Source organism: Tsukamurella serpentis, from assembly GCF_054780975.1.
This window is the reverse complement of the sequence record NZ_BAAGVH010000009.1, coordinates 124806-150700: the sequence shown is the minus strand read 5'-3', so window position 1 is coordinate 150700 and position 25895 is coordinate 124806. Positions and strand designations below refer to the sequence as shown.

The 25895-nt window shown below is 68.5% G+C and carries 27 protein-coding genes and 2 tRNA genes; 15 read left to right on the top strand and 14 right to left on the bottom strand.

All coding sequences use genetic code 11. The features are described from left to right. Window positions 1-86 precede the first annotated feature (86 nt). The 3 genes from ACYVHG_RS15590 to tig form a co-directional block, all read right to left on the bottom strand. A complete protein-coding gene (locus ACYVHG_RS15590; protein WP_461168386.1) occupies window positions 87-734 on the bottom strand; it encodes an ATP-dependent Clp protease proteolytic subunit in 648 nt (215 codons plus the stop codon). A 19-nt stretch (window positions 735-753) separates the two neighbouring features. Then, window positions 754-1347, bottom strand: a complete 594-nt coding sequence (locus ACYVHG_RS15585; RefSeq protein ID WP_461168385.1) for an ATP-dependent Clp protease proteolytic subunit — start codon at window positions 1345-1347, stop codon at window positions 754-756. Between the two features lie 139 nt (window positions 1348-1486). Then, a complete protein-coding gene (gene tig, locus ACYVHG_RS15580; protein ID WP_461168384.1) occupies window positions 1487-2887 on the bottom strand; it encodes a trigger factor in 1401 nt (466 codons plus the stop codon). Window positions 2888-3078: 191 nt separating this feature from the next. On the opposite strand from tig, the gene speG reads away from it, so the two are divergent. The 3 genes from speG to ACYVHG_RS15565 all read left to right on the top strand — a co-directional run bounded on the left by speG (window position 3079) and on the right by ACYVHG_RS15565 (window position 5866). Next, window positions 3079-3639, top strand: a complete 561-nt coding sequence (gene speG / locus ACYVHG_RS15575) for a spermidine N1-acetyltransferase (RefSeq protein WP_461168383.1) — start codon at window positions 3079-3081, stop codon at window positions 3637-3639. A gap of 85 nt (window positions 3640-3724) precedes the next feature. Then, the gene (locus ACYVHG_RS15570) at window positions 3725-4480 is read left to right on the top strand and encodes a YoaK family protein (protein WP_461168382.1); all 756 of its coding nucleotides are present in this window, start codon (window positions 3725-3727) and stop codon (window positions 4478-4480) included. A 66-nt stretch (window positions 4481-4546) separates the two neighbouring features. Next, window positions 4547-5866, top strand: coding sequence for an MFS transporter (locus ACYVHG_RS15565; protein WP_461168381.1), 1320 nt, complete (start codon window positions 4547-4549; stop codon window positions 5864-5866). 75 nt (window positions 5867-5941) lie between these two features. Here the strand turns inward: ACYVHG_RS15565 and ACYVHG_RS15560 are convergent, their stop codons facing one another. Further along, window positions 5942-6634 carry a DUF1361 domain-containing protein gene (locus ACYVHG_RS15560; RefSeq protein WP_461168380.1) on the bottom strand — a complete coding sequence of 231 codons (693 nt, stop codon included), beginning with the start codon at window positions 6632-6634 and terminating at the stop codon, window positions 5942-5944. Between the two features lie 123 nt (window positions 6635-6757). On the opposite strand from ACYVHG_RS15560, the gene ACYVHG_RS15555 reads away from it, so the two are divergent. After that, window positions 6758-6834, top strand: a tRNA-Pro gene (locus ACYVHG_RS15555). A 22-nt stretch (window positions 6835-6856) separates the two neighbouring features. Here ACYVHG_RS15555 and ACYVHG_RS15550 read toward each other — a convergent pair. After that, the gene (locus ACYVHG_RS15550) at window positions 6857-8032 is read right to left on the bottom strand and encodes a benzoate/H(+) symporter BenE family transporter (protein WP_461168379.1); all 1176 of its coding nucleotides are present in this window, start codon (window positions 8030-8032) and stop codon (window positions 6857-6859) included. Window positions 8033-8054: 22 nt separating this feature from the next. On the opposite strand from ACYVHG_RS15550, the gene ACYVHG_RS15545 reads away from it, so the two are divergent. Further along, complete coding sequence (locus ACYVHG_RS15545; protein ID WP_461168378.1) at window positions 8055-8570, top strand: helix-turn-helix domain-containing protein; 516 nt, start codon at window positions 8055-8057, stop codon at window positions 8568-8570. A gap of 48 nt (window positions 8571-8618) precedes the next feature. Here the strand turns inward: ACYVHG_RS15545 and ACYVHG_RS15540 are convergent, their stop codons facing one another. Beyond that, window positions 8619-9203 carry a hypothetical protein gene (locus ACYVHG_RS15540; RefSeq protein WP_461168377.1) on the bottom strand — a complete coding sequence of 195 codons (585 nt, stop codon included), beginning with the start codon at window positions 9201-9203 and terminating at the stop codon, window positions 8619-8621. A gap of 88 nt (window positions 9204-9291) precedes the next feature. On the opposite strand from ACYVHG_RS15540, the gene ACYVHG_RS15535 reads away from it, so the two are divergent. The 3 genes from ACYVHG_RS15535 to ACYVHG_RS15525 all read left to right on the top strand — a co-directional run bounded on the left by ACYVHG_RS15535 (window position 9292) and on the right by ACYVHG_RS15525 (window position 12482). Then, a complete protein-coding gene (locus tag ACYVHG_RS15535; protein ID WP_461168376.1) occupies window positions 9292-9939 on the top strand; it encodes a Type 1 glutamine amidotransferase-like domain-containing protein in 648 nt (215 codons plus the stop codon). Between the two features lie 62 nt (window positions 9940-10001). Next, a complete protein-coding gene (locus tag ACYVHG_RS15530; protein WP_461168423.1) occupies window positions 10002-11129 on the top strand; it encodes an alkaline phosphatase family protein in 1128 nt (375 codons plus the stop codon). A 291-nt stretch (window positions 11130-11420) separates the two neighbouring features. Further along, a complete protein-coding gene (locus ACYVHG_RS15525; protein WP_461168375.1) occupies window positions 11421-12482 on the top strand; it encodes an acyltransferase in 1062 nt (353 codons plus the stop codon). Window positions 12483-12527: 45 nt separating this feature from the next. On the opposite strand, the gene ACYVHG_RS15520 is transcribed toward ACYVHG_RS15525, so the two are convergent. Continuing rightward, window positions 12528-13193: an SIMPL domain-containing protein gene (locus ACYVHG_RS15520; RefSeq protein WP_461168374.1), complete on the bottom strand. Its 666-nt coding sequence runs from the start codon at window positions 13191-13193 to the stop codon at window positions 12528-12530. A 138-nt stretch (window positions 13194-13331) separates the two neighbouring features. Then, window positions 13332-13402 (bottom strand) — tRNA-Gly (locus ACYVHG_RS15515). 95 nt (window positions 13403-13497) lie between these two features. On the opposite strand from ACYVHG_RS15515, the gene ACYVHG_RS15510 reads away from it, so the two are divergent. Both ACYVHG_RS15510 and ACYVHG_RS15505 read left to right on the top strand, forming a co-directional pair. Next, window positions 13498-14298 (top strand): crotonase/enoyl-CoA hydratase family protein, encoded by an 801-nt coding sequence (locus tag ACYVHG_RS15510; protein WP_461168373.1) that lies wholly within the window; start codon window positions 13498-13500, stop codon window positions 14296-14298. 168 nt (window positions 14299-14466) lie between these two features. After that, the gene (locus ACYVHG_RS15505) at window positions 14467-15933 is read left to right on the top strand and encodes an amino acid permease (RefSeq protein ID WP_461168372.1); all 1467 of its coding nucleotides are present in this window, start codon (window positions 14467-14469) and stop codon (window positions 15931-15933) included. A 32-nt stretch (window positions 15934-15965) separates the two neighbouring features. On the opposite strand, the gene ACYVHG_RS15500 is transcribed toward ACYVHG_RS15505, so the two are convergent. After that, window positions 15966-17474 (bottom strand): cytochrome P450, encoded by a 1509-nt coding sequence (locus tag ACYVHG_RS15500; protein WP_461168371.1) that lies wholly within the window; start codon window positions 17472-17474, stop codon window positions 15966-15968. 293 nt (window positions 17475-17767) lie between these two features. On the opposite strand from ACYVHG_RS15500, the gene ACYVHG_RS15495 reads away from it, so the two are divergent. Together ACYVHG_RS15495 and ACYVHG_RS15490 are read left to right on the top strand one after the other, a co-directional pair. Beyond that, window positions 17768-18955: a sensor histidine kinase gene (locus ACYVHG_RS15495; protein WP_461168370.1), complete on the top strand. Its 1188-nt coding sequence runs from the start codon at window positions 17768-17770 to the stop codon at window positions 18953-18955. Beyond that, a complete protein-coding gene (locus tag ACYVHG_RS15490; RefSeq protein WP_461168369.1) occupies window positions 18952-19617 on the top strand; it encodes a response regulator in 666 nt (221 codons plus the stop codon). The genes ACYVHG_RS15495 and ACYVHG_RS15490 overlap by 4 nt, the downstream gene beginning before the upstream one ends. Before the next feature lie 6 nt (window positions 19618-19623). On the opposite strand, the gene ACYVHG_RS15485 is transcribed toward ACYVHG_RS15490, so the two are convergent. Beyond that, entirely contained in the window at window positions 19624-20415 is a 792-nt protein-coding gene (locus tag ACYVHG_RS15485; RefSeq protein ID WP_461168368.1) for a crotonase/enoyl-CoA hydratase family protein, read from the bottom strand. Between the two features lie 99 nt (window positions 20416-20514). Here ACYVHG_RS15485 and ACYVHG_RS15480 point away from each other — a divergent pair, with 99 nt between their 5' ends. Both ACYVHG_RS15480 and ACYVHG_RS15475 read left to right on the top strand, forming a co-directional pair. Beyond that, window positions 20515-21108, top strand: coding sequence for an HhH-GPD-type base excision DNA repair protein (locus tag ACYVHG_RS15480; RefSeq protein ID WP_461168367.1), 594 nt, complete (start codon window positions 20515-20517; stop codon window positions 21106-21108). After that, window positions 21105-21773, top strand: a complete 669-nt coding sequence (locus ACYVHG_RS15475; RefSeq protein ID WP_461168366.1) for a hypothetical protein — start codon at window positions 21105-21107, stop codon at window positions 21771-21773. The genes ACYVHG_RS15480 and ACYVHG_RS15475 overlap by 4 nt, the downstream gene beginning before the upstream one ends. Window positions 21774-21821: 48 nt before the next feature. Here the strand turns inward: ACYVHG_RS15475 and ACYVHG_RS15470 are convergent, their stop codons facing one another. The 4 genes from ACYVHG_RS15470 to ACYVHG_RS15455 all read right to left on the bottom strand — a co-directional run bounded on the left by ACYVHG_RS15470 (window position 21822) and on the right by ACYVHG_RS15455 (window position 24500). Then, a complete protein-coding gene (locus tag ACYVHG_RS15470; protein ID WP_461168365.1) occupies window positions 21822-22097 on the bottom strand; it encodes a DUF3618 domain-containing protein in 276 nt (91 codons plus the stop codon). Between the two features lie 16 nt (window positions 22098-22113). Next, complete coding sequence (locus tag ACYVHG_RS15465) at window positions 22114-23109, bottom strand: PE-PPE domain-containing protein (RefSeq protein WP_461168364.1); 996 nt, start codon at window positions 23107-23109, stop codon at window positions 22114-22116. An 82-nt stretch (window positions 23110-23191) separates the two neighbouring features. After that, a complete protein-coding gene (locus tag ACYVHG_RS15460) occupies window positions 23192-23995 on the bottom strand; it encodes an Fpg/Nei family DNA glycosylase (RefSeq protein WP_461168363.1) in 804 nt (267 codons plus the stop codon). Window positions 23996-24017: 22 nt separating this feature from the next. Continuing rightward, the gene (locus ACYVHG_RS15455; RefSeq protein ID WP_461168362.1) at window positions 24018-24500 is read right to left on the bottom strand and encodes a ribose-5-phosphate isomerase; all 483 of its coding nucleotides are present in this window, start codon (window positions 24498-24500) and stop codon (window positions 24018-24020) included. A 335-nt stretch (window positions 24501-24835) separates the two neighbouring features. On the opposite strand from ACYVHG_RS15455, the gene ACYVHG_RS15450 reads away from it, so the two are divergent. Then, on the top strand, window positions 24836-25885 hold the full coding sequence (locus ACYVHG_RS15450; protein WP_461168422.1) for a M48 family metallopeptidase: 1050 nt from the start codon (window positions 24836-24838) through the stop codon (window positions 25883-25885). The last annotated feature ends 10 nt before the right edge of the window (window positions 25886-25895 follow it).

The window sequence follows — 25895 nt, the reverse complement described above, 5'->3', positions numbered from 1 at the left end:
ATAGCTTGCTGCAGCCGACTCCGGGGGCCACGGAACCCGCTCACGCGGCGTGTCGCGCCCCCGGAGACCAGTGCGATCCGTGGTGACTACTTGCTCGACTTCTTGCGGTACGGGAAGACGGTGTCGACGATGCCGTACTCCTTGGCCTGCTCTGCCGTGAGGATGCTGTCACGGTCGGTGTCCTTGCGGATCTTCTCCACGCTCTGCCCGGTGTGCCCGGCGAGGATCTCGTCGAGCTTGTTGCGCACGCGTTCCATCTCTGCTGCCTGGATCTCCAGGTCGGAGACCTGTCCGCGCATCGAACCGCCGGTCCGCGGCTGGTGGATGAGCACCGTCGAGTTGGGCAGCGCAGCGCGCTTGCCGGGAGTGCCTCCGGCCAGCAGGATGGCCGCGGCCGAGGCCGCGGTACCCAGCACCACCGTCGAGACGTCGCAGTGCACGTACTGCATGGTGTCGTAGACACCGAGCGCGTCGTACAGGCTACCGCCCGGCGAGTTGATGTACATGGTGATGTCACGGTCCGGGTCCTGCGACTCCAGCACCAGGATCTGCGACATCACGTTGTTGGCGGTCGCCTCGTTGATCTCGGTGTCGAGGAAGATGATGCGTTCCTCGAAGAGCTTCGTGATCGGGCTCTGCACCCGCTCGCCGTTCGCGGTGCGCTCGACGTACTGCGGGATGTGGCGCGCCGCCGGACGCGGGGCCTCGTAGCCGTAGGTGGGGTATTCGTACATGCTCTTGGTTTCCCTCTCGCTACTTGACGGAGCTCGCGCGGCTGACGACGTGATCGACGAAGCCGTAGTCACGGGCCTCCTCGGCGGTGAACCACTTGTCGCGATCGGCGTCGGCCTCGATCTTCTCCAGCGGCTGACCGGTGAACTGGGCGTTGAGCCGGTTCATCTCGATCTTGGTCTTACGGAACAGCTCCGCCTGGATGGCGATGTCGGCGGCGGTACCCCCGATGCCGGCCGAGGGCTGGTGCATCATGATCCGTGCGTGCGGCAGCGCGTATCGCTTGCCCTTGGTACCGGCCGCGAGCAAGAACTCACCCATCGATGCGGCCATGCCCATCGCGTAGGTGGCGACATCGCACTCCACGAACTCCATGGTGTCGAAGATCGCCATGCCCGCGGAGATGCTGCCGCCGGGCGAGTTGATGTACAGGTTGATGTCCTTGTTCGGGTCCTCCGCGGACAGCAGCAGCATCTGCGCACACAGCTGGTTCGCGATGTCGTCGTTGACCTCGCTGCCGAGGAAGATGATCCGCGATTCCAGGAGGCGGCTGTACACCGAATCGTTGAGGTTCAGGCCGGCAAATCCGGCCCGCATTGTGGGGTTGGAGGTCATCCGCTGCTTCCTGCCTTTCTTTACTGACATCGACACTAACGAACGGCGCCGGGCGAACGGTCCCTGGGCGCGCCCGGCTCCGCTGAGGGCAGAACGCCCCGCAGCCGAATACGGCTGCGGGGCGTTCCCCAAGGGGTGATTACTTCTCGTCCGCCTCGGCGGTCTGCTCGGCGTCGGCCTCGCCCGCCGGTGCCTCCTCGGCGGCCTCGCCGTCCTGGGCGTCACGGTCGAACAGCGCCTTGGTGTCGACGGGGTTGCCGTCGGTGTCCTTGACCGTCACCTCGAGCACGACGTCCGCGAGGCCCTTGCCCCGTCGGACCTCCTGGAAGAGGGCGGGCAGCTGGCCGGCCTGCTGGATCTGCTGGATGAACTCCTGCGGCTGCATACCGTAGCGCTGCGACTGGAACAGGATGTGCTCCTGCAGTTCCTGCTGATCGACCTGGACGTCCTGCGCGTCGGCGATGGCGTCGAGCAGCAGCTGCACCTTCACCTGCTTCTCGGCGGACTCGCGGGCCTGCTTCTCGAACTCCTCGCGCGTGGTGCCCTGCGCCTTGAGCGCGGTCTCCAGCAGTTCCTCGTTGTGACCGACCTGCTGCAGCACGTCCTGCACGTTGGCGTCGGACTGCTCCTTGACCACGGCCTCGGGCAGCGGGATCTCGACGGCCTCGAGCAGCTTGTCGAGCACCGCGTCACGGATCTCGGCGGCCTGGCTGAGCTTCTTGTTCTGCTCGACCCGTCCGCGCAGGTCGGCACGCAGCTCCTCGACCGTGTCGAACTCGCTGGCCAGCTGAGCGAACTCGTCGTCCAGCTCCGGCAGCTCGCGCTCCTTGACCGAGCCGACGACGGCGGTCACGTCCGCCTCCTTGCCGGCGTGCTCGCCGGCCACCAGCGTGGTCGGGAAGGTCTTCGACTCGCCGGCCTTGAGCCCGACGACCGCCTCATCCAGGCCGTCGATCAGGTTGCCGGAGCCCACCTCGTGCGAGAGGCCGGTGGTCTTGGCGTCCTCGACGTCCTCACCGTCGACGGCGGCGGACAGGTCGAGGGTGACGAAGTCACCGGTCTGCACCTCGCGCTCGACGCCCTTGAGGGTGCCGAAGCGGGCCTGCAGGCCCTCGATCTGCTCGTCGACATCGGCGTCGGTGACCTCGAGCGAGGGCACCTCGACCTCGATCGAGGAGTAGTCGGGCAGGGTGACCTCGGGGCGCACGTCGACCTCGGCGGTGAACGAGAAGGTCTCGCCGTACTCGAGCTTGTCGATGTCGATCTCCGGCTGGCCCAGCGCCTTGACGTCGGCCTCCAGCACGGCCTGGCTGTACTTGCCGGGCAGCGCCTCGTTGATCACCTGCGAGAGCACCGCGTCGCGGCCGACGCGCGCCTCGATCAGCTTCGCCGGGGCCTTGCCCTTGCGGAAGCCGGGGATGTTGACCTGCTGCGCCAGCGCCTCGTAGGCGCGATCGAAATCGGGCGCGAGCTCGTCGAAGGGAACCTCGACGCTCAGGCGGACGCGAGTCGGGCTCAGCTGCTCGACGGTGCTCTTCACTCGTTCTCCTCGGGTTTGTAATCGGCAGCAATACCGCGTGGATGTGCGATGTTCCTGCGGGCAGCACGAGACCCCGTCGGGCCTACGGCACTCGAATAAGCGTACGCGACGGCGCCGCGGCCCAGTGACGCCGGTCGACCGGGGCGGCCGCACCTTGATGATCGAACCCAGCGCGGCATAGCGTGAGGTCCATGACCGTCCAGCTGCGCGCCCTCGAGCGCACGGACCTGCGGTTCGTACACGGCCTGTTCAACGACCGAGCAGCGATGACGTACTGGTTCGAGGAGCCGTTCGACGCACTGGCCGAATTGGAGGACATCTACCAGCGGCACATCCACGACGACCGCGAGCGACGGTTCGTCATCGAGGCCGACGGTCAGCCGGTGGGACTGGTCGAATTGGTGGAGATCAATTTCATCCACCGCAACTGTGAGTTCCAGATCATCGTCACACAGGCCTCTCAGGGGCGAGGCTACGCCGGTATCGCCACCCGCAAGGCGCTCGATCACGCCTTCCGCATCCTCAATCTGCACAAGGTGTACCTGTACGTGGACGTGGCGAACGAACGCGCCGCGCACATCTACCGTAAGGCCGGTTTCGTGCAGGAGGGGCTCCTACGGGAGGAGTTCTTCGCCAACGGTGGTTACCGCGACGCCTCCTTGATGGCGATCTTCCAACGCGATTTCCTGCACCCGGAGAAGTCTCCCCATTTGTCCGATTCCCCAGGTCCGGTGTCAATTTCAGAAGCATGAAGGTGAGCCGTGTCTCACCTGATCGACGATTGTGAATCTTTACCACCGAGAAGCGACCGACCGTTCCTTCCGGTAACAACGGGGAATGACCACGAAGACGGAGCCGCAGCCCACTACGACTGAGCCCCGCCCGGTCGTCTCCCGCGAGACCGCCATCGGTGCCGACGCCCGACTGTCCTGGCTACTGGCCGGCGTGGCCGGAATGGTCGGAGCAGTCGCCTTCCTCCATTCCGCCGGCTATTTCGTCACCTTCATGACGGGCAACACCGAACGCGCGGTGCTGACCTGGTTCAAGGCGTCGGACGCGCAACAGGTGGCCGGCGCCGGCGCCCTCGCAGCCACGGCACTGATCGTCGCCTTCATCTCGGGCGTGACCGTCGCGTCGGTCTGTCGGCGCTACTTCTGGGCAGGTCACCCGCACGGTCCGACGGTGCTCACCACCGGCGGCCTCCTGTTCGCATCGGGCACCGACTTCCTGCTCGACGGCTTCGCCGAACCCGAGGTGCGGTTCGTCCCGATCCTCATCATCACGTTCTCCCTGGGCGCGCTGAACACCTCGTTCACCAAGAACGGCGAGGTCTCGGTGCCGCTGTCGTACGTCACCGGCACCCTGGTCAAGCTGGGGCAGGGCATCGAACGGCACGCCACCGGCAACGGCACCGTCTACGACTGGCTCGGCTACGCGCTGCTGTACGCGGGCTTCCTGGTCGGGGCCGCGGTCGGCGGAGTGATCGGTTCGTTCGTCACCGGCCCGCAGGTGATCCTGGTCGCCGGCGTCCTGTGCGGGATCACCACGTTCGTCACGTTCTTCCACTCGGACAAGCGCACCCTGCTGGGTTGACCCGGGTTCGCGTCAGCGCGAGCACAACCGATGACAGCGCGGCCGGACCGCGGTTGACTTCCGCGGGTGAGCACAGCCACCGTCGAACCCGTCCCCGGTCCAGCTGCGCCTGATCGCACCCAGTTGCGCCGGGTCGTGGCGGCGTCACTGCTGGGTACCACCGTCGAGTGGTACGACTTCTTCCTCTACTCGACCGCGGCGTCACTGGTGTTCAACAAGCTGTTCTTCCCGGACACCAGCTCCTTCGTGGGGACCATGCTCAGCTTCGTCACCTTCGCCGTCGGCTTCGTGATGCGACCGATCGGCGGTCTGGTCTTCGGGCACATCGGTGACCGGCTGGGCCGGCGGCAGACGCTCGCGCTGACCATGTTGCTGATGGGTGTCGCAACGGCACTGATGGGCGCATTGCCGACCGCGGCACAGGTCGGGATGCTCGCGCCGATGCTGCTGCTGGTGCTGCGCATGGTCCAGGGGTTCGCGCTCGGCGGAGAGTGGGCCGGCGCCGTGCTCCTGGCGGTCGAGCACGCCCCCGCCGGGCGCAAGGGCCGGTTCGGTGCCATCCCCCAGATCGGGCTGGCGCTGGGCCTGGGCCTGGGCACCGCGGTGTTCGCGCTCCTTCAGACGGTCTTCGACGACGAGCAGTTCTTGAGGTTCGGCTGGCGCATCGGCTTCGCCGTATCGATCGTGCTGGTGGTGATCGGCATCGTGGTGCGGCTGGCGGTCGATGAGACGCCCGCGTTCGTGACCGCTCGCGCCACGATCGACACCACGCGCACCCCGCTGCGGCAACTGCTCGCGGATCCGACGCTGCGCCGCAACACGATTCTCGGCTGCCTCGCCCGGTGGGCCGAGGGCAGCGCGTTCAACACGTGGGGCGTCTTCTCGATCACCTACGCCACGGCCACGCTCGCGATGAACAAGGTGGACGTGCTGCTCGCGGTGACCGCCGCCGCGCTGGTGATGGCGGCGGTGATCCCGTTCGCCGGGGTGGCCGCGGACAGGTTCGGACCGGGGCGGGTGTACGGCACCGGCGCGCTGCTGTACGGAATCGCGGTACTGCCGGTGTTCGCGATCTTCAGCACCGGCTCGATCCTGTGGTTCACCGTCGGGCTGATCGTGGTCTTCGGGCTGATCCACGGCGTTTTCTACGCCGCGCAGGGCACCTTCTTCGCGAGCCTGTTCCCCACTGAGGTCCGGTACACCGGGTTGTCGGTGGTCTACCAGTTCTCCGGCATCTACGCCTCGGGGCTGACGCCCTTGATCCTGACCGCCCTGATCCACGAGGCCGACGGTGCCCCGTGGACCGCGGCCGGTTACCTCGCCCTCACCGCGGCGATCTCGGTGGCGGCGACCGTCTGGATCCGGCGGGTGGCGCGCCTGCCCTGACACCCGCCTGATACACTGGTCTCAAGTTCGTGAGCGTGACTGTAAACCGCTCAGTGAAACAGAGGCCGGGGCGCATTACAGGTGCCGCCGGCCTCGCCCATATCCGGTGCCCGCGCCGGCTTCCGTTTCGTCTGCCGTGACCTGCGGCGTCAGCGCGAAGACGATGAGGTACGCCAGTCCGAAGAACGCGGCGACGGCGAGTGCCACCCCGGTGGATTGCACATAGGCCAGCGGTGAGCTGACCCAGTCGAAGGTCGCCGCGACCACCGCGTCCGGCCGGGTCACCAGATCCCACGAGTTCCACCGCTGGAACCGGCCGATCACCACGCCGATGGCGCACAGGCCCACTGACAGTGCCACCGCGAGCCATCCCCACAGTGCACCGAACTCCCGGTCCAGGCGGCGATGCACCGCCAGCATCGAGACCACACCGAGCAGGATCCCGGTCCAGGCGGCGAACCCGTACTGCAGCACGTGCCGCCACAGGTTCTCACCGTCGCCGAGGTGCACGAGGTCGGTCACCAGGTACGGCGAGTTCGGGAGGAACGCCAGCCAACCGATTCCCAGCGGCACCAGCGGCCAGCGCCGCCGCACCACCGCGAAGCCGACTGCGCAGACCATCGGGATCCAGGCGAGGAAGAGGTTCCAGATCAGGAAGCGGCTCGGATACGACAGCGGTGCGGCCGGATCGGTGGTGCCGAGGACCACTGTCAGCGCAGTCGTGGCGAGAAGCGATGCCAGCAGCATCGCGGCGCGAGTCGTCGTCATCAGATCAGTTTGCCAGTCTGCACGAGATGATGAGCCTGGCTCACTTTCTGCGGGGCGCGTGGCACGCGGGCGCGGTGTGCACCACGGTGGCGGGTACGCTCTACCTGATCGTCGGCGCGATCACGGGATGTGGCGCAGCTTGGTAGCGCATCCGCTTTGGGAGCGGAGGGTCGCAGGTTCGAATCCTGTCATCCCGACCATCATCACAGCAGGTCAGGCGGATCAAGCTGTCCGCTTGCTCAGCGTCAGATGCACCACGATGCCCACCACCAGGGCCCAGAACGCCGCGCCGATGCCGGCCACCGCGGTGCCCGAGGCCGCGACCACGAAGGTCACCGCAGCCGGAACACGCGAAGGTTCGTCGGCCATCGCTCCGGCGCAGGCCGCCGCGAACGCACCCACCAGCGCAACCCCGGCAACGGCCTGAATCACCCCGTCGGGCGCGGCGAGGACCACGGCCGTGAGCCCGGTACTGAACACGCCGAGCACCAGGTTCACCGCGCCCGACGAGACACCGGCGATCCACCGCCGCGAGGTGTCCGGACCTGCGTCCGGGCCCGCTGACAGTGCCGCGCTGATCGCCGCGAGGTTGATCGCGTGCCCACCGAACGGGGCGCCGAGCACACTGCCCACCCCGGTCACCGCGAGCGCGGGACGCCACGGCACCGAATAGCCGTAACTCCCCATCACCGCAGCTCCGGGTATGTTCTGCGAGGCCATGGTGACGATGTACAGGGGTAGCACCACCCCGGTGAGCGCCTGAAAGGTGAACGATGGGGTGGTCCACTCCAGCTGCGGCGCGAGGGCGGCCAGCGCGGGTACGGCATCGTCGCGGATCAGGGCGACAACGATCACCAGCAGTGCCACCACGAAGGCCGCCGGAACGGCCCACCGCGGCCGCAGTTTCAGCAACACAAGCCACACCAGCAGCACCGGCGCGACCGCCCCCGGGTGCTTGGCGAGTGCGGTCACCGGTGCGATGCACAGCGGCAACAGCACCCCGGCCAGCATCGCCTGTGCAATCGGCGTGGGTATCCGCTGCACCCACCGGGCGAGCGCCGGCCACAGGCCGGTCAGCACGAACAGCACACCGCACACCGCGAACGCCCCCACCGCCGCGGGCCATCCACCGGCCACGGCACCTGTGGTCGCGAGCAATGCGGCACCGGGAGTCGACCAGGCACTGATGATCGGCATACGGTAGCGCCAGGACAGCAGCGCCGAGGCCGCGCCCATGGTCACCGTCACCGCGAGCAGTCCGGACGCGGCCTGCCCGGGGGAGGCTCCCATCGCCCGCAGTCCGGCCAGCACCACCGCGAACGCGGAGGTGTAGCCGACCAGCGCGGTGACGACGCCGGCACCGATGGGCACCCACGTTCCGTTCTCAGAACGTTCCATGAACAGAACGTATCATGGCGCCATGTCGCTCCCCGATGTCGGCGGTCGCCTCCGCGACCTGCGCCTCGAACGCAGCCTGAGCCTGTCCGAACTGGCCCGGCGGGCGGGTGTGGGCAAGGGGTCACTGTCGGAGATCGAGGCCGGCGGCCGCAATCCGACCATCGAAACGCTCTACGCCCTGTGCGGCCCGCTGGATGTGCCGCTCACCGCACTGGTCGGCGAGACGCCCGGCGCGCACAGCGTCTCCGAAGGCGGAATGCGCACGGTGCTGCTCTCGGCACGACGGCTGCCGGACGTCACCGTCGAGGTCTTTCGGCTCGAGTTCCCCGGCGGTGCCGATCACGTCTCCCCCGGACACGGTCCGGCCGTGCGGGAGCACCTGACCGTGGTCGACGGCGCCCTGCGCGTGGGGCCGGTGGGGGCCGAGACGATCGTCCGGCGCGGGGATGCGCACTCGTGGACCAGTTCCGGGCCGCATCGGTTCGCCGCCGTCGACGGACCAGCCGAAGCGGTGGTGGTCATCACCACACCGCGGTGAGGCGCCCGCAGCAGTCCGGTGCCGCACCGGTTCGGCGCGCCGGACCGGTCAGAAGGCGCGGGCGCCGTAGATGTTGACGATCATCCCGTGGCCGGTGCGCTGGTTGGTGAAGGTGGTGGCCTCCTCGGTCGCCACGATGGTCCAGCCCCGCGCGGTGTAGGTCCGGTAATCCAGCGTCACCGGGTCCGCCACTCCGATATCGCCGAGTACGTAGGTGAGAACCCCGTCGCTACCGACGTTCACCCCGTTGGCGCCGTCGCCGGATTCGGTGCGCGGCACCGGCTGGGCGAACTGCAGTTGGCATCCCGCCCCGGTCTCGCTGACTCGGCACCGGGCCTTCCCGCTGCGGGTCTGCATGAAGGTGTAGCCATTGCCGTTGTCTTCGATCGCGACCGGACTCCCCGCTGTGGGTGTCGCGCTGGACGTCTCCGTCGAGGACGGTGCCGGCGGCGCGGATCCCCCACCCGGTGGGAATGCGCTCGCCGATGGAGCCGGCGGGACCGTGGTCACCTGCACCCCGCCGGGAACCACGGTGACCCCCATCTCCGGGTTTCCCGAGACCGTTGCCGAACAGCCTGCGAGCAGTACCGCCGAGCAGGCGAGCAGCACCGCACCGCCGGATCGTGTGCGCACGCGTACCTCCGCATCGTCGTCACTATTACCCCAAGGGTAACTTCCGTATCAGCTTGGTGCACTGACGGGCCTCCGGAGCGGACGTAGCATGGCGGTCGTGAACCTTCTGCTGCTCTCCCTTCACGCCGGGGCCCTGCCCGCCTTCCTGCGGCGTCACACCGGCCGGGAGCCCAGCGAGCTGCGCATCGGTTTCATCGATGACGCCGCCAAGCCGTACGCGGACAAGCCGTTCACCACGTTCGAGTGGAATCAGCTGACCGACCTGGGTTTCCGGCTGACCAGGATCACCGCCCGCGATTACCGCGACGCTGCCGACTTCGAATCAGACCTGCGCGGAGTCGATGCGGTGTACGTCGCCGGCGGCCACACCTTCGTGCTGCTCGACGCCCTGCAGAGCAACGGCACCGGCGCGGCTCTGCAGACCGCGGTGGCGGCCGGGCTGCCCTACGTGGGACTGAGCGCGGGGTCGGTCGTGGCCGGACCGAACATCGAGCCGGTATCGCCACTCGACGATCCCGCCGACGCCCCGGAGATCACCGACTACACCGGTCTCGGACTGGTCGACACCGTGGTGATTCCGCACGCCGACGGCGCCCTGCCTCCGTACCCACCGGCGGTCATCGACGAGGTGGTGCGCACTTACGGGGAGCGCTTCCCCCTGACTCGGGTGAACGACGACCAGGCGCTCCTGGTCGAAGGCGGGAGCGCCACGCTGATCGCTTCGCCTGCTCCCTGAGCATGCGATTCGATCCTCCTGTCCGCCCGGTCGGCGGGCGATACGATCGACCGGTGTCCGGCATGCTCTGCGATGTCATGCCGTCGGTGTGTTCAGCGTTCGGCGTCGACGGCCCGAACCCGCTGGAACTGGTGGTACAGCGCGATGCGGTGCTACTGCTGATCGACGGGCTCGGCGCCGAACTGCTGCGCGCCCACAGCGACGATGCCCCGAACCTCGCAGCGCATGTGCGCTCGACCCTGCAGGCAGGCTTTCCCGCCACCACCGCGACCAGTCTGTCCAGCCTCGCCCTGGGGGCGCCGTGCGCGGCGCACGGCATCGTCGGATACAGCTTCGGTGTACCGGACGAGCACGGCCGGCGACTGTTCAACCCCCTGCGGTGGACGATCGACGGCGCCAGCGGACCGGACGCACGGGCGTCCCATCCACCCGGCGAGATGCAGCGCCTGCGCAGCCGGCTCCAGGTACTCGGCGACGCCGGTGTCGAGATCCACTACGTGATGCCCGGATACCAGGACGGTTCCGGGCTGACCCGGGCGTCGTTCCGGGCGCCGGGGGTGCTGCATCCGGCGTCGCATCTGGACGAACTGCGTGAGGGCGTGCTCGCGGTGGCGGGGCACGACGGATCGGTCCGGCGGTTCGGGTACGCCTATTTCGGCCAGCTCGACGCCGCCGGGCACCTGCACGGCCCGGGTTCGCCGGAGTGGCGGCACGTGCTGCGATCGGTCGATGCGGTGTTCGCGGACATCCTGACCGATCTTCCCCCGACCTGCACGCTGTTGACCACCGGCGATCACGGAATGATCACCGCCGAGGCGTTGGTGAACCTGGACGCACTGCCGCAGTTGCACGAGGGGGTGCGCCTGATCGCCGGTGAGGCCCGGGTACGGCAGGTGTACCTGACCCGGGGGCACCGCGACCACGAGGTTGCCCAGCGCTGGTCCCAGACGTTGGGGACCCACGCTCGGGTGGTCACCCGCGAGCAGGCACTAGACGAGCACTGGTTCGGCCCCACTCCCCCGAATCCGGTGATCGCGCACCGGATCGGTCACGTACTGGCGGTCGCTGAGGGCCGGTCGGTGCTGGTGTCGCCGAGCCAGGAACCGTCGGAGTCACGGATGCTGGGCCACCACGGGGCGTGGAGCGTCGAGGAGCAAGCCATCCCACTGATCGTCTCGCCGTCGGATTGACCTTGCGGTGACCTCAGGTTGATCCGCGGGCCCGTTCGCGGGTTCGTTCGCAGGTGGATCCGCGCCACGCCCAGCCACCCTTGTCTTTCCGTCAGATGAAAACCGGTAGAATCGCGAACAGCCAGTTCATGAGATCGGGGTAGACGACAGCCCTGTGAACAACAGGGTGGTGACACCATCGAAACCAGAGAAGCAGCGGTCACAACGCAGCGGGAGGCCACGGTCGAACGCGCTCGAACCGCAGACCTGACGCGCGTACTCCTGTTCCTCGGAGTGGTGATCGCGCATTGCGTGACCACCATCAACTACACCCCGGAGGTGGCGCAGCCGACCGGCCTGGTCTCGGCGATGCTGCACGTGACCCGCTACGGCTTCGTCGCAGTGACGCTGTTCGTGCTGGCACTGAGCATGCAGGGCCGGCAGATGAACGCCCGCGAGTTCTGGCGCAAACGGTTCGGGTTGGTGGTGGGCCCGTACCTGGTGTGGACGCTGATCTACTCGCTCACCAACTACCTGCTGTTCCCGGACTACCCTTTCCCCTCGTTCGGCCGGTGGGTGGGCGACTTGGTGCGCACCAGCTTCACCGGTGACGCGAAGTACCAGCTGTACTTCCTGCTGATCTCGATGCAGATCTACCTGTTCTTCCCGTTGCTCTCGCGCCTGATGCAGCGGACCGCCGGCCATCCATGGTTGGTGCTCTTCGGCGCCGGGCTCATCCAGCTGGGCGCGTTCGCCTTCTACCAGTACGTTCCGCAGCCGGACGGGCCGCTGTGGACGACGCTGTTCAACCACATGTGGAAGCTGCTCCCCATGTACGCGCTGTTCATCGCGATAGGGATGCTCGCGGCTCAGCACCATGCCGCGATCTCGGCATGGCTCCGGGCACGAGCGGCGCTGGTCGTCGGAGTGTGCCTTGCTGCGTCGGCGTTCAGCCTGACCGCCTATCTCCGGGCCACCAGCCCTGGTGAGGTCCCCGAATCCGCCTCGACGGCATGGAATCCACTGAACCTGCCGTGGTACGTGGGCGGGGTGATCCTACTGTGGCTAGGTGCGATGAAGTGGGACGATCTGCGGGCATCGGGCCGCGCGGTCGGACAGCGGATCGTCGCCAAAGCAACGGTGCGCGCGTTCGGGGTGTTCGCCGTGCATCCGCTGATGCTCGACATCCTGGGCACCCTCGGCTTCTTCGAGCTGCTCGAAAGCTGGTTCCCCACCTCCGCCATCGCGCGGACGGTAGTGCTGTCGGTGTTGGTGATGGCGATGTCGCTGCTGTTCGTCGATGTGGCTCTGCGGACGCCGTTGAGCAAGTGGTTGGTGGCTCGCGACCGAGTTCCGGTCGGTCGGGCTGCGTAGGCGTCGACATCGAGGCGCCGCCCCGCCACCGACAGTGGCCGCCGATCAGCTCCGCGTGCGGAAACGGGCTTCGACGCTGTACTCGATGGTGATCTCGCGCGGCGTCTGGTCGATCTGCGAGTCGCCCGACGGCGCGCCCATGACCGCGAATCTCGTCTCCCCGCTTTCCGAACCGCGCTGCGGCACCAACATCCCAGGATCGCCGACCGCGACCGGATGAATCTCACCGAGGTCGAGGGCATTCGCGTACACCTGCGCCCGGTTCCGGGCGTCGCGCACCGCAGCCGCCCGAACCTTCGCCTCCAATGCGTCCCGGCTCTTGGCAGTGAGTGTCCACGTGGTGCGGTCCAGTTCTGCCCCGCTGAACTTCGGGATCCGGGCGGCGAACCGGTTCAGCTCGTCGAAGTCCGAGAACTTGACCTCAAACGTGACCCGCGCCCAGTACTCCAGCGGGAGCTTGATCCCGGCGTCGTTCCACGGCCGCCGGGAGCCGGTGCACAGGCGCTCCGACGCCCACCAGGTGACCGGCCCGGAATCCGGCCGGTGCAGTGCCTCGACGTCAGCTGTGAGGGACTTCGCCGATGCCGCAACGGCAGCGAACACAGCGGTGGGCTCAGGCCCCTCCATACCGATCGTCAAAGCGATGGTGCCGCGCTCGGCGGGCACGTGGATGCGGTGACTGCCCCGGACGGTGAACTCGACTTCGCTCATACCACCGAAGCTAACGCGCAGCACCGACAAGTCCGCGCGGCATTGAGCCACTTCCCCACGACCGTGGGCGTAAGCACCGGGTGCACAGGTAATGGTTCAGGGCCGGTCCCCTGAATGGAAACCGGCCCTGACCTGCGGAGCGGGCGACGGGAATCGAACCCGCGTAGCTAGTTTGGAAGACTAGGGCTCTACCATTGAGCTACGCCCGCGTGCATCTCGCGATGCTCGCAACATGCTACGGCATTACGCCGGAACCGCGAAAACAGGCCCGGCACCGTCGGGCTCGCGCACTAGGCTCGGCGCCATGACCGCTCCCCTGTTGATCGAGCGCGACGGCCCCGTCGTCACCTGGACGCTCAACGATCCCACCTCCCGCAACGCCGTCTCCGACGACGCGATGATCGAGGCCATCGAGCAGGCGGTGGCCGAGGTCAACCAGGACGAGGGAGTGCGGGTCGCCATCCTCACCGGCGCCGGCCCCGCGTTCAGTTCCGGCGGCAACATCAAGCACATGCGCGACCAGGAAGGGATGTTCGGTGGCACCGCCGCGCAGCTTCGCCAGGGTTACCGCCACGGTATCCAGCGCATCCCGCGAGCGCTGTACCACTGCGAGGTCCCCACGGTGGCAGCCGTCAACGGTCCCGCGATCGGCGCGGGCTGCGATCTCGCCATGATGTGCGACCTCCGCGTCGCGTCCACCCGCGCCGTGTTCGCCGAGAGTTTCGTGAAGGTCGGCCTCATCCCCGGCGACGGTGGCGCGTGGCTGCTGCCGCGCATCGTCGGCATGGCCCGCGCCACCGAGATGGCACTCACCGGCGATGCCGTCGACGCCGAGACCGCATGCGCGTGGGGCATGGTCTCCAGCGTCGTCGAACCCGACGATCTGCTCACCGCTGCCCGCACCCTCGCGGACCGCGTCGCGGCCAACCCACCGCAAGCGCTGCGGATGACGAAACGGCTACTGCGAGAGGGGCAGCACCAGAGCCTCGACGCCCTGCTCGAACTCTCCGCCGCCATGCAGACGATCGCCCATTCCACCCGCGATCACCACGAGGCCGTCGCCGCGATGCTCGACAAACGAACACCCTCCTTCACCGGCACCTGATACCGGCGTAACACGCCTGGCCAACAGGGTCTTTGCCCAGGGAGACCTGAGTTGACAATTCGGTCATGCTTCCAACACGATGTGTTCCGCCCCGCAAGCGCAGCCCGTGCGAGAGGAACATTCAGCCGTGCCAGTAGTACCCCCGCCCAGCGGACCGGTTGATGCCGCATGAGCCGTTTCAGTACGGCGCTGCTCGCCCGTAAGCCCGTCGACCGCGTCGTCTCCGACAGCATCGCCGAAGACGGTGGCCCCGCGCTCAAACGCACCATGGGCCTCGGTCACCTCACCGCCCTGTCCATCGGCGCCTCCCTCGGCACCGGCATCTTCGTCATCCTCGGTGAAGCGACGCCCGACGCCGGCCCGGCAGTGATCATCGCCTTCGTCCTCGCCGCGCTCACCGCGCTCTTCTCAGCCCTGTCGTACGCCGAGATGGCCGGCACCATCCCTGTCTCCGGCAGCTCCTACTCGTACGCCTACGCCACCATCGGCGAACTCTTCGCCTGGGTCTGCGGCTGGTGCCTCATGCTCGAGTACGGGGTGTCCGTGGCCGCCGTCGCCGTCGGCTGGGGCGAGTACATCAACGAACTGCTGAGCACCGTCTTCGGCGTCACCCTGCCCATGGCGATCACCGCACCCCCGGACGACGGTGGGATGGTCAACATCCCCGCCATGGTGATCGTGGCCCTGGCCTGCCTGGTGCTGATCGGCGGCACCACCGAGAGCGCGCGCCTGAACACCGCGATGGTGTTCCTCAAGATCTGCATCCTGGTGTTCTTCTGCGTGATCGCGTTCACCGCCTTCGACGCCGGGAACCTCACCCCGTTCATGCCCTTCGGCGCTGCTGGAGTGACCACCGCGGCGGCCCTGGTGTTCTTCTCCTACATCGGCTTCGACGCCGCCTCCACTGCCGGTAACGAGGCCAAGGACCCGCGCCGCGACCTCCCGCGAGCGATCATCCTGTCCCTGGTGATCATCACCGTCCTCTACTGCCTGGTGGCACTGGTCGCCGTCGGCGCTATGCCGTGGCAGGAGTTCGGCGGCAGCAAGGCGTCCCTGGCGAAGGTGCTCACCGACGTCACCAACAGCACCTGGCCCGCGGTGGTGCTGTCCATCGGTGCCGTGATCGCCATCGCCAGCGTGGTACTGGCCGTCATGTACGGGCAGACCCGCATCCTCTACACCATGGGCAAGGACGGCCTGGTCCCGCCGGTCTTCTCCACCATCAGCAAGCGCAGCCGGGTGCCGGTGCGCAACATCGCGATCGTCGGTGTCGTCGTCGCCCTCCTGGCCGGCCTGGTGCCACTGGGTGAGCTCGCCAATGCCACCTCGATCGGTTCTCTGTTCGCGTTCGCGCTGGTGAACGTGGGCGTCATCGTGCTGCGCAATACTCAGCCCGATCTGGACCGTCGGTTCGTCACACCGCTCACCCTCCGCGCGACCATCAGCGGCCGGCTCTGGCACCTGCCGCTGATCCCGGTGATCGGTGTGGGACTGTGCACCATGCTGATGTTCGAGATGAAGGCGCCGACGTGGATCGCCTTCGGCCTGTGGACCGCATTCGGCCTCGGCGTGTACTTCGCGTACGGCTACCGTCATTCGCGGTTGCGCCGGACGGGCGTCGTGACCCCTTCCTGACGGAGCCGACGGTGCCGCACCCGACGAGCAGGTCAGCTCCGGGCCAGCGCCGTCACCAGGCCGCCGTCGCCCGGGATCATGGTGACGTTGCGGTGCCGCGGCCGCTCCGGCGGCGCGTCGGTCATCGCCAGGTCCACCCGGAGCAGGATCTGCGTCAGCACGGTGCGCAACTCGGCCAACGCCAGCGTCGCACCCAGACAGCGCCGGTTTCCGCCGCCGAAGGGCATCAACCGCTGCGGTGACGGGCGCGCGCCGAGGAACCGCTGCGGGTCGAAGGCGAAGGGCTGCGGGTACAGGTCCTGACGGTGGTGCAGCATCAGGATCGACACCAGCGCGACGATCCCCTTCTCGGCGACGTACGGACCGAACTGCCAGTCCGAGAGCAGTTCCCGCGCCACGGCCGGGACCACCGGCCGGCTGCGCATGGACTCGCTGATCAGCGCCTCGATGTAGTCCTCGTCACCGCTGCGGGCCGCCTCCACCGCCTGCCGGTACACCTGCGGGTACCTGGTCAGCCGCTCGAACGTCCAGGCCACCGAGTTCGACGTGGTCTCGTGCCCGGCGAGCACCAGCGTGAGCAGTTCATCGCGGATCTCGCCGTCACGCAGTGGCTCGCCGTCGTCGCCGCGGGCGGCCATCAGGACCGTCATGATATCGGTGCGGCCGGCCCCGTCGGCGCCGTCGGCACCCTCCCGGCGACGTTCGGCGATCACCGCATGGATGGACCGGTCCAGGGGCCGAAGCACCATCTTGAGCACGCCGCGCGGCTCGCGGCTGCGCGCATTGCTCAGCTGGACCGCCGTGGCGATCGGATGCGTCGACAGGTGCAGCAGCCGCACCATCGACTCGCGCACGGACCGCTCAGCGGGGGTGGCGCCGGTCTCGTCCTCGATCCCGAAGACGGCAGACATGATCACGTCCAGGGTGATCTGCTGGCCGACATCGGCGAGTGCGACCTGCTCCCCCGGCTGCCACTCGTCGATCCGGCGGCAGGTGGCATCGTCGATCCGGCGCTGGTAGTCGGTGATGGCCCGACCGTGGAACTGCGGCAGCAGCAGCCGGCGCTGCTGCTTGTGCCGACTGCCGATCGAGGTCAGAACCGAGTCGGGTCCGATGATCGGCCGCAGCGGCGAGAACCGCGTCGCCGACGGAGCCGTTTCCGGGGCGCCCATGATCGAGGCGATGTGCGAGGGGTTCGAGAGCATCACGAAACGGCCCGGCCCACCGGAGAACGCACCCTGGTACACCTCCCCGTGTTCTTCGACGTCGCGGAACTTCGCATCGCCCTCACGCAGCGTGTAGGTCAGTGAGGCCAGCACCGGTCCCTGCCGCAACCGCGGCGGGGTCCGCAGCTGCGCGGCCTCCTCGGGCCCGACGGGACCGGCTGCATCGTCGGACTCGCATTCGATGCCCGGCTGGTCCGGACCGCGCAGGTGCCAGCCGCTCGCCGGGAGCGACAGCGACCGGGTGACGGTGCCGCCGAGTCCGGCCCGCACGCCGGTCCTCAGGCCGGTCCGCGCTACTCGTGTGATCGTCGTCATACCTGACCTCCTACCACGATTGTGCCCGGTGGATGTCCCGGGCGCGGAAGTCCATACCGTCTCTGTCGTGTGTGGCCCACGCGAGGACGACGAAAAGGCCGGCGAGGGCGAGTACCGAGATCATCGCTATCTCCTTGATCGCTCGAATTCCGTTCAGGACACCTTTCACGCTATGAGCGCCGTCACACCCGGTCAGCGCCCCCAGGAAGGAATCGCCGACCCGCCCTGAGCAGGGACGGAGATCCTCCCCAGGACGGACGACGGCGGCCGCGCACCCGGCTAGGATCGCCTGCATGCCTTGGCTGCGATGGTTGGAGGCGCGGTACCGGCGGCATTTCGAACTGCTCGGATACGAGTACCCGCCGTACTACATGTCGATCACCGAAGCGGCCATGCTCGCACTGGTCGTCGCCGCCGCCGTTCCCCGTTTCCTGGCGGGCCCGAACCAATTGCAATTGGCCTGCTTGGTCGGTGCCCTGGCGCTGTCGTCGATCCACACCGCCGCGAGCATGGTCCGGACGTTCCCGGTGTCGCTGACCGTGCACTCGATCGCCACACTCACCGCCGCCGTGCTGTTCTGGTGCGCCCCGGCGTCGTTCGACGTGGTACCGCTGATCGTGACGTTGGGGATCACCCAGATCGCGGCGGTCAGCACCTCCCGGGTCACGGTGGTGCACTTGGTGGTGTACGAGGCGGTGGTGATCACCGCGGGCGCGCTGGGGGTGATCGAGCAGGCCTGGATGGTGGCGCTCACCCTGTGCTTCGGGGCCGCGCTCGGCCAGCTCCTGCAGAACCAGTTGCTGCTGCTGCGCGCCGAGCGGCGGGCCCAGTCCGATCGAGCCGCGCTGGACCGCGCGGCGATCGCCGGCGAAGTGCACGATGTGGTGGCGCACTCGCTGGCGGTGGTGCTGCTGAACGTGACCGCGGCCCGCCACTGCCTCGAATCCGACGACGACCGGTCCGATGCGATCGCCGCGCTCCGCGACGCCGAGACCCAGGGGCGTACCGCCATGCAGGACATCCGGCGCACCATAGAACTACTGCGCACCGAAGGGCCGGGGGAAGCACAGCCGGGCCTGGCCGAGATCGGCGAGCTGGTCGACTCCTTCCAGCGGGCCGGGCTCGCGGTGCACCTGGAACAGCGGGCACCGTCGACGGCACTGTCCGGCGCCGGCGGGCTGGCCGCCTACCGCGTGGTCCAGGAGTCACTGGCCAACGCCGTCAAACACGCGCCCGGCGCGAAGGTCGCGGTCACCGTCGAGAACCGGGGCCCGGGCACCGTCGCGGTGCGGGTCACCTGCCCCGTGCCCGACGGTGCCCGCCGCGCCCCCGGCGGCTCCGGGCTACCGGGTATGCGGGCCCGGGTGGAGAGCTCTGGCGGCACGCTCACCGCGGGCCCGGTCGGCGGGTGGTGGCTGGTCGAAGCCCTGCTCCCCACGGAGAACCGCCCTGCCGGAGTCACCGAAGGAGAACAGTCGTGACCGATACCCCGATCCGGTTGCTCCTGGTGGACGATCAGGACCTGGTGCGTCTGGGACTGCGCCGGATCCTGCGGCGCCGGGACGGCTTCGAGGTGGTGGCCGAGTGCGCCGACGGTGACGAGGTGGCCGCCGCGGTCGCGGCGTCGGCGCCGGACGTGGTGCTGATGGACCTGCGGATGAAACGGGTGAGCGGGATGGACGCCACCCGGCAGCTGACCCGCCGCGACGACGCCCCACCCGTCCTGGTTCTGACCACCTTCCGTGACGACGATCTGCTCTCCGCCGCACTGCGCGCCGGGGCCTCGGGCTTCGTACTCAAGGACTCCCCCGCTGAGGAACTGATCCGCGCGGTGCGCCTGATCGCCGCCGGTGAGGCCGTGCTCGATCCGTCGATCACCGGCCGCGTGCTGGAGGCCTACCGGGCCACGCCGGCCGCGACACCGTCGACCCGGCTCGATCGCCTGACCTCCCGGGAGATCGACGTGCTGGCACTGGTCGGGCGGGGATCGTCCAATGACGAGATCGCCGCCGAGCTGGTCATCTCGATCGTGACCGTCAAGAGTCACATCGGGTCGATCTTCACCAAGCTCGACGTGCGCAACCGTGCCGAGGCCATCGTCTTCGCCTTCGACCACGGCGTGGTCCGGCCCCGGCCCGACTGACGCCCGTCACTGCCGCTCGACGAACTCCGGCTTCTCCTTGGCGATCGCCGCGGTACGGGCGATCGTGTGGTTGCGGCCCCGGATCAGCCCCAGCTGCAAGGCCTGCTCCACCGGGAACGACAGCCGAGAGCCGCTGTACCAGGTGTTCTCGAACAGCGCCTTCGAGGCGGCGACCGCATCGGGCGAGCGCTCCTTGAGCTTGTCCACCAGCGCGAGTGCGTCCTTCATCGGGTCCGCGGACACGCCCGTCACCAGCCCCCACTCCAGGGCCTGCTTCGCGGTGAACATCTCACCGGTCATGGTGAGCCGCTTGGCCACATCGATCGTGGTGAGCTGAGCGATCGACGCCGAGATCGACATGTCCGGGATCAGGCCCCACTTGGCTTCCAGGATGGAGAAGTCGGCCTCGGACGACGAGTAGCGGAAGTCCGCGCCGAGCGCGATCTGCAGTCCGCCGCCGTAGCAGTGACCGTGCACCACGGCGATCACCGGTGCGGGTACGCCCCGCCACGCCCAGGCGGCGGCCTGGAAGTTGTTGGCAGCGGAGATCCGCTTGGGCACGAAGTTCATCAGCAGCCGGCGCTGCTCCTTGCCGGCGGAGGCGAAGTCCAGGCCGGAACAGAACGAACTGCCCTCTCCGGAGAGGATCACCGCCCGCAGCGAATGGTCCTGCTTGGCGCGATCGGCGGCCCGGGCCAGATCGTCGATCATGTCCAGCGTCAGACCGTTGTGCTTCTCCGGTCGATTGATCCGTACGTGGGCGACCTCGTCGCGCACCTCGTACTCGATGTTCGACATTCGCTGCTCCTCGTTCCCGTCGCCGTAGGCCTTCCCATGCACCCTATCCGGCGCGCTGCGTACCGGAAGGGAAGGCGCGGCTGAAGTAAAGTGGCCCACATGGCGGTCACCTTGCACATCACGGGGGAACCCGAGTCGGATGCAGTGCTCTCGGAGCACCCGTTCGCGCTGCTCGCGGGCATGCTTCTGGATCAGCAGTTCCCCATGGAGCGGGCCTTCGCGGGCCCGTGGAAGGTGCTCGACCGGTTCGGCAGCATCGATCCGCGTGACATCGCCGTCGCGGATCCGGAGCGCTTCGAGCAGTTGTGCACCACCCCACCCGCGATCCACCGGTACGGCCGCGCGATGGCCGCCCGGCTGCAGGCGCTGGCCGCGATCGTGGTCGACGAGTACGACGGTGACGCCGAGCGGATCTGGACCGAGGCATCGTCGGGAGCGGATCTGGTCGCGCGGATCGAGGCCCTGCCGGGCTTCGGCGCGCAGAAGGCGAAGATCTTCGCCGCGCTGGTGGGCAAGCAACTCGGTGTCAAGCCGCGCGGCTGGTCCTCCGCGGTGGGCGATTACGGCAAGGCCGGTTTCCGGTCCGTCGCAGACGTGGTGGACGGCGCATCCCTGCAGAAGGTGCGCGACCACAAGAAGCTGATGAAGGCTCAGGCCAAGGCCGGGACGGGCGCGAAGGAGGCGCGAGCATGAGTGAACCGGGGCAGTTCGGCGCCCACGATCCGACAGAGCGCGCCCAGGCCTACTCGCAGGCGATCCCGCTGCCGTCGCCGCCGCGCGGTCCGGTCCCCGGGCCGATGCCCGGCCCGCCGCCCCCTCCGCCGCCGCCCCCGAAGTCGGGCCGCAATCTGATCCTGGCGCTGGTCGCCGTCGCCTCCGTGGTCGCACTGACCGCGGCGATCGTGGTGGCCGCACTGCTCAGTGACTCGGAGGGCGCCGACCCGGGCAAGAGCTCCACCCAGGCGACCACCGGAACCAACAACGCGGTCTTCCGGATCAACGACTGCCTGTACGACGTCCCCGAGGCGCCCAAGGTGGGCAACTGCGACGACGGCGGATCGCCGTACAAGATCACCCAGGTGATGCCGGAGGGGCAGAAGTGCCGCCCGGAGCAGACGTCCATCGCGCGCGGCCGCTGGTACTGCCTGACTCCGAATCTGAACATCAACTACTGCTACGCCGCGCCGGTGCAGGGCACCTGGATCAAGCCTGCCGCGCAGTGCGGGGCGCCGGGCACCATCACGGTGATCTCGGTGGTCGCCGGGCTCAAGGACTCCTCACGCTGTTCGGGGGCGTGGGACCGGAGCTACTTCTTCGACGATCCCGTGTACACGATCTGCGCCAAGTCGTACACGTAGATGAGGGCGGCGCCGGTGCACGGCGCCGCCCTCATCGAAGAACTGGGATCAGATCGAGATCCTGCCCTCAGCGAGGGCCTTGATGATCTGCTTCTCGCGACGGCCGCGCTTGATCCGCGAACCGATCACCAGCACTGCCAGCAGGGCCACTCCGGCGGCGGCGGCGATCACCGGCGGCTTGGTCACGGTGGTGAGCACCGACTGCTGTGCCTGCTCGGCGAGCTTGCGCGGGTCGGCGCGCTCCCCCAGCTGATCCAGCGTTGCCGCCAGTTGTTCCCGGGCGCGCTCGATATCGCGCTCGATGCTCTCGGTGTCACGTGCCACGGGTTATACCTCCGGGTCAACCAGCCTGCTGATACGTCCCCGAGAATAGACCAGGTACACCTTCTTCACTGCGTCGCGGGGTCGGCACGGCCGGTCGCGGCGTCGTCGGAGCGGCGAACGTGGCCTGCACCTGCACCCACTGCGCCAGCACCTGGCACCCGGTGAGCTCGTAGTCCTCGTGGCGCAACCGGGCGAGCGGTTCGCTGGCGTAGGCCACGTGCCGGTTTCCGCGCCGGTTGTACACCCGCCCGCGGAACCGCACCCGCGGCAGGTAGCCGAGGATCTCGTCGCGGGCGGTGCGCAAGCGCGACACGTCGCGGCGCCACTGCCGCGAACCGAAGGCCGTGCGGGTGGCGTTCTGGAACGTGTGGCCCAGGTATCCGCCCGCTGCCCGAGGTGCCCACGCGGCGAGATCCCGCAGCGTCAGATAGGCGGTGGCGTCGGCGATGTCGCGGACGAAGGAATCGACGCTGGCGTTGCAGATCACATCCTGCGGGTGGGAGATCCACATGACCGGCAGACCGTCGGGCACCGTCGGACCGTCGCCGGCGACGCCGGAACCTCCCAGGGTGGGATCACTGCCGTGTGGGCGTTGCGGGTCGGAGACCAGGCCGGCGGCCATCACCTGCGGGGCGAGCACGGGACCGTCGGCCATCGCGCCGAGCACCCGCCGCACTACTGTGCAGCCCTGCGAGTATCCGATCAGCACCACCGGGCCGGGAGTCTGCGCCAGCGCCGCGAGCAGCCGCTCCACACCGATCGAGACCGACTCGGCGAACGAGATGCCGTCGCGCACCGGAACCGGTCCGTACGAGGCGGGGTACCCCACCCAGCGGGCGGAGAACCGGTCGTCGAGTTCGGCGACGACGTGGCTGAGCATTCCGGTGACTTCGGTGCGGGGATCGTCGATCCAGGACTCCCCGGTGCCCCCGACTGCGAGCACGGTGATCGCGGCCCGGCCGGCATCCGCCGATCGCCGGGCCGTCCTGCTAGGGACGGTCAGCGTGTTCATGGTTGAACTCTGGCGCGTTCACCTGACAGCGGACTGAAGACGCGGTTAAGAAAACCCCGGTGTGCGCGACGTTACAGTCGCGTCAGGTCTGGCAGACCCCACACCAGTAGAGATTGCGGTTCTCCATCACGTCCGTCCGGACGGGGGCGCCGCACAGCCGGCACGACTCACCGGTGCGCCGGTAGACATAGGTGCGAGGCCGGTTCTTCGCGTACGACGGTGCCCCGTGGTCGTGCTCGGGACGCACCACGTGCATCCGGCCGCGCTGCACGCCGATCGGCATGAGCTCCACCAGGTCGGTCCAGATCGTGTCGAATTCGGCGCGGGAGAGCGCGCGCCCCTCCCGGTGCGGGTCGACGCCCGCCCGGAACAGCACTTCGGCGCGATAGACGTTGCCGACTCCGGCCATCACCTTCTGGTCCATCAGCAGCGCGCCGATCGCCCTTCGGGATCGGTGGATGCGGTTCCACGCGCCGGCCGGGTCGGCGTCCGGGCGCAGCGGGTCGGGTCCGAGGCGGGCCAGTAGCGCATCGACCTGTTCCTCGCTGACCAACTCGCACGCCGTCGGACCGCGCAGGTCGGCGCCGCCGTGCGGTCCGATGAGCCGCATCCGCACCTGGCCGATCGGGGCGGGTGCGCAGCCTTCCACCAGCTCGAACTCGGTGAACGATCCGTAGAGCCCCAGGTGCACATGCACGATCGCGCCGTCGGCGTAGTGGTGCCAGAGGTGTTTGCCCCAGGATTCGGCGCGGCCGAAGACCTTCCCGTCGAGCCGCTTCGCCTCGGCGGCGAAGCGGCCCTGCGGGCTCGAGACGCGGACGCCCTCACCCGCGAACAGGTCGTCGTGAGTGAGGGCGAGCCGGTGGAGTGTGTGCCCTTCGGGCATGGAAGGTGTGCCGGGCCGGGACTCAGGCCTCGGGAGCGCCGGGGACGGCCGGGGCGACGCCGGTGCGCTCGTACTCGGCCAGGATGTCGATCCGGCGCTGGTGACGGGGCTCCTCCGACCAGGGCTGCGCGAGGAACGCATCGACGATGGCCAGCGCCTCCTCCTTGCTGTGCATACGACCGCCGATCCCGATCAGCTGAGCGTTGTTGTGCTCGCGCGCGAGCTTGGCGGTCTCCACGCTCCAGGCCAGGGCACAGCGGGCGCCGGGCACCTTGTTCGCGGCGATCTGCTCACCGTTGCCGCTGCCGCCGAGCACGATGCCGAGGCTGCCCGGGTCGGCGACGACACGGGTCGCGGCGTCGATGCAGAACGCCGGGTAGTCGTCGAGGGCGTCGTAGGTGTGCGCCCCGCAGTCGACCACCTCATGGCCCGCGGCCGTGAGGTGCTCGATGATCTGGGACTTCAGTTCGAATCCGGCATGGTCGCCGCCGAGGTAAACGCGCATGGACACAAGTCTGACACGCGTCGCGCGCGCATCGATGAGCGGCACAGCCTACATTCGATGGCATGGATGACAGCACCGAGCAGACCCCGGGCTCGGAGCCGCAGGACGGCTCCACCCCGACCGCGTCCGCCCGCAGTGGCGCCTTCAGCTCCGAACCGGACGAGACGACGATGCCGAAGACCGGTTTCTTCCCCGTCGTCCAGCCGGAGGATCTTGAGAACGAGCACTCGTCGTCGAGCGGAAAAGTGATCCCCGTAGGCGACTTCCCCACTGAGCAGCACCGCACCGGTGGACACCACGCACTGCCCGAGCTCGGCGATCACAGCCCGGCGGTGATGTCCGCCGCGGGCGCGCAACAGAGCGCCCCCTACGGTGCGGGCCCGTACGGTGGCGGTCCGCAGTTCCCGGGCGGTCCGGTGCCACCGGCCCACCAGCCGCCCGCGTACGCGGGCGCCCCGCGGCGTCATCCGTGGGAGATCCCACTGCTGGTGGTGGTGATTCTGGTCACCGCGGGCATCTACATCGGTGCACTCACCCTCGCCTTGTTCGGGGTGATGGACACCTACCTGCTCATCGTGCTGGCGGTGCCGATCATCATCTGGTTCGGCCGTGGCACGATCTGGGCCAAGCCGCGCGTGCAGGGCGTCCAGATGACTCCCACCCAGTTCCCCGAGGGATACCGCATGGTCCGGGAGGCCGCGGCGCGATACGGGATGCGGGAGGTGCCCGACGCCTTCGTCGTGCGCGGCAACGGGCAGATCAACGCCTTCGCCTCCGGTCACGGCTTCCGGCGCTTCGTGGTGGTCTACAGCGATCTGTTCGAGATCGGCGGCAAAGCCCGTGACCCGGAGGCGCTGTCCTTCATCATCGGCCACGAGGTGGGCCACATCGCCGCTGGTCACGTCTCCTACTGGCGACAGGTCGGATCGTTCGCCATGAACTACGTCCCGGTGATCGGCTCGGCGCTGTCGCGCTCGCAGGAGTACACCGCCGACAACTACGGCTATTTCAATCAGCCCTCGGGCGGTCCCGGCGGCATGGGGGTACTGGGCGCCGGGAAGTACCTCGGCAAGGAGGTCGACTTCGATCAGCTCGCCGACCGCGCTGCCACCGAGAAGGGGTTCTTCACCTGGCTGGCGAACCTCACGTCTTCGCACCCGGTGCTCACCTGGCGCGCGGCGGCGCTGCGCAACCGCACCAGGGCGGGCTCGCTGTTCTTCCCGCCGAGCCGGCCCGAGCGCGGCATCGGCGGCGGCGCGGTGGCTCCGGCCGGTCCGTTGCCGGTGTTCAACAAGCAGGAGGTGCTGATGCCCGCACCCGGTGAGGCCCCGCAGGTTCCCGGACCGGTTCCGCCGCAGGTGCCGCCGCCGTTCCTCGGCAACTGACACCGTTCGG

Bases quoted from the DNA above. Each gene is read 5' to 3' on its own strand.
- ACYVHG_RS15560 (WP_461168380.1), bottom strand. From the start codon at position 6,634: ATGACGACGACTCGCGCCGCGATGCTGCTGGCATCGCTTCTCGCCACG.
- ACYVHG_RS15535 (WP_461168376.1), top strand. From the start codon at position 9,292: ATGGCGGTCGTGAACCTTCTGCTGCTCTCCCTTCACGCCGGGGCCCTG.
- ACYVHG_RS15455 (WP_461168362.1), bottom strand. From the start codon at position 24,500: ATGCGCGTTTACCTCGGCGGCGACCATGCCGGATTCGAACTGAAGTCC.
- ACYVHG_RS15495 (WP_461168370.1), top strand. From the start codon at position 17,768: ATGCCTTGGCTGCGATGGTTGGAGGCGCGGTACCGGCGGCATTTCGAA.
- ACYVHG_RS15450 (WP_461168422.1), top strand. From the start codon at position 24,836: ATGTCCGCCGCGGGCGCGCAACAGAGCGCCCCCTACGGTGCGGGCCCG.
- ACYVHG_RS15570 (WP_461168382.1), top strand. From the start codon at position 3,725: ATGACCACGAAGACGGAGCCGCAGCCCACTACGACTGAGCCCCGCCCG.
- ACYVHG_RS15475 (WP_461168366.1), top strand. From the start codon at position 21,105: ATGAGTGAACCGGGGCAGTTCGGCGCCCACGATCCGACAGAGCGCGCC.
- ACYVHG_RS15520 (WP_461168374.1), bottom strand. From the start codon at position 13,193: ATGAGCGAAGTCGAGTTCACCGTCCGGGGCAGTCACCGCATCCACGTG.
- ACYVHG_RS15485 (WP_461168368.1), bottom strand. From the start codon at position 20,415: ATGTCGAACATCGAGTACGAGGTGCGCGACGAGGTCGCCCACGTACGG.
- ACYVHG_RS15465 (WP_461168364.1), bottom strand. From the start codon at position 23,109: ATGAACACGCTGACCGTCCCTAGCAGGACGGCCCGGCGATCGGCGGAT.
- ACYVHG_RS15500 (WP_461168371.1), bottom strand. From the start codon at position 17,474: ATGACGACGATCACACGAGTAGCGCGGACCGGCCTGAGGACCGGCGTG.
- ACYVHG_RS15480 (WP_461168367.1), top strand. From the start codon at position 20,515: ATGGCGGTCACCTTGCACATCACGGGGGAACCCGAGTCGGATGCAGTG.
- ACYVHG_RS15510 (WP_461168373.1), top strand. From the start codon at position 13,498: ATGACCGCTCCCCTGTTGATCGAGCGCGACGGCCCCGTCGTCACCTGG.
- ACYVHG_RS15550 (WP_461168379.1), bottom strand. From the start codon at position 8,032: ATGGAACGTTCTGAGAACGGAACGTGGGTGCCCATCGGTGCCGGCGTC.
- ACYVHG_RS15530 (WP_461168423.1), top strand. From the start codon at position 10,002: ATGCTCTGCGATGTCATGCCGTCGGTGTGTTCAGCGTTCGGCGTCGAC.
- ACYVHG_RS15505 (WP_461168372.1), top strand. From the start codon at position 14,467: ATGAGCCGTTTCAGTACGGCGCTGCTCGCCCGTAAGCCCGTCGACCGC.
- speG (WP_461168383.1), top strand. From the start codon at position 3,079: ATGACCGTCCAGCTGCGCGCCCTCGAGCGCACGGACCTGCGGTTCGTA.
- ACYVHG_RS15585 (WP_461168385.1), bottom strand. From the start codon at position 1,347: ATGACCTCCAACCCCACAATGCGGGCCGGATTTGCCGGCCTGAACCTC.
- ACYVHG_RS15460 (WP_461168363.1), bottom strand. From the start codon at position 23,995: ATGCCCGAAGGGCACACACTCCACCGGCTCGCCCTCACTCACGACGAC.
- ACYVHG_RS15590 (WP_461168386.1), bottom strand. From the start codon at position 734: ATGTACGAATACCCCACCTACGGCTACGAGGCCCCGCGTCCGGCGGCG.
- ACYVHG_RS15545 (WP_461168378.1), top strand. From the start codon at position 8,055: ATGTCGCTCCCCGATGTCGGCGGTCGCCTCCGCGACCTGCGCCTCGAA.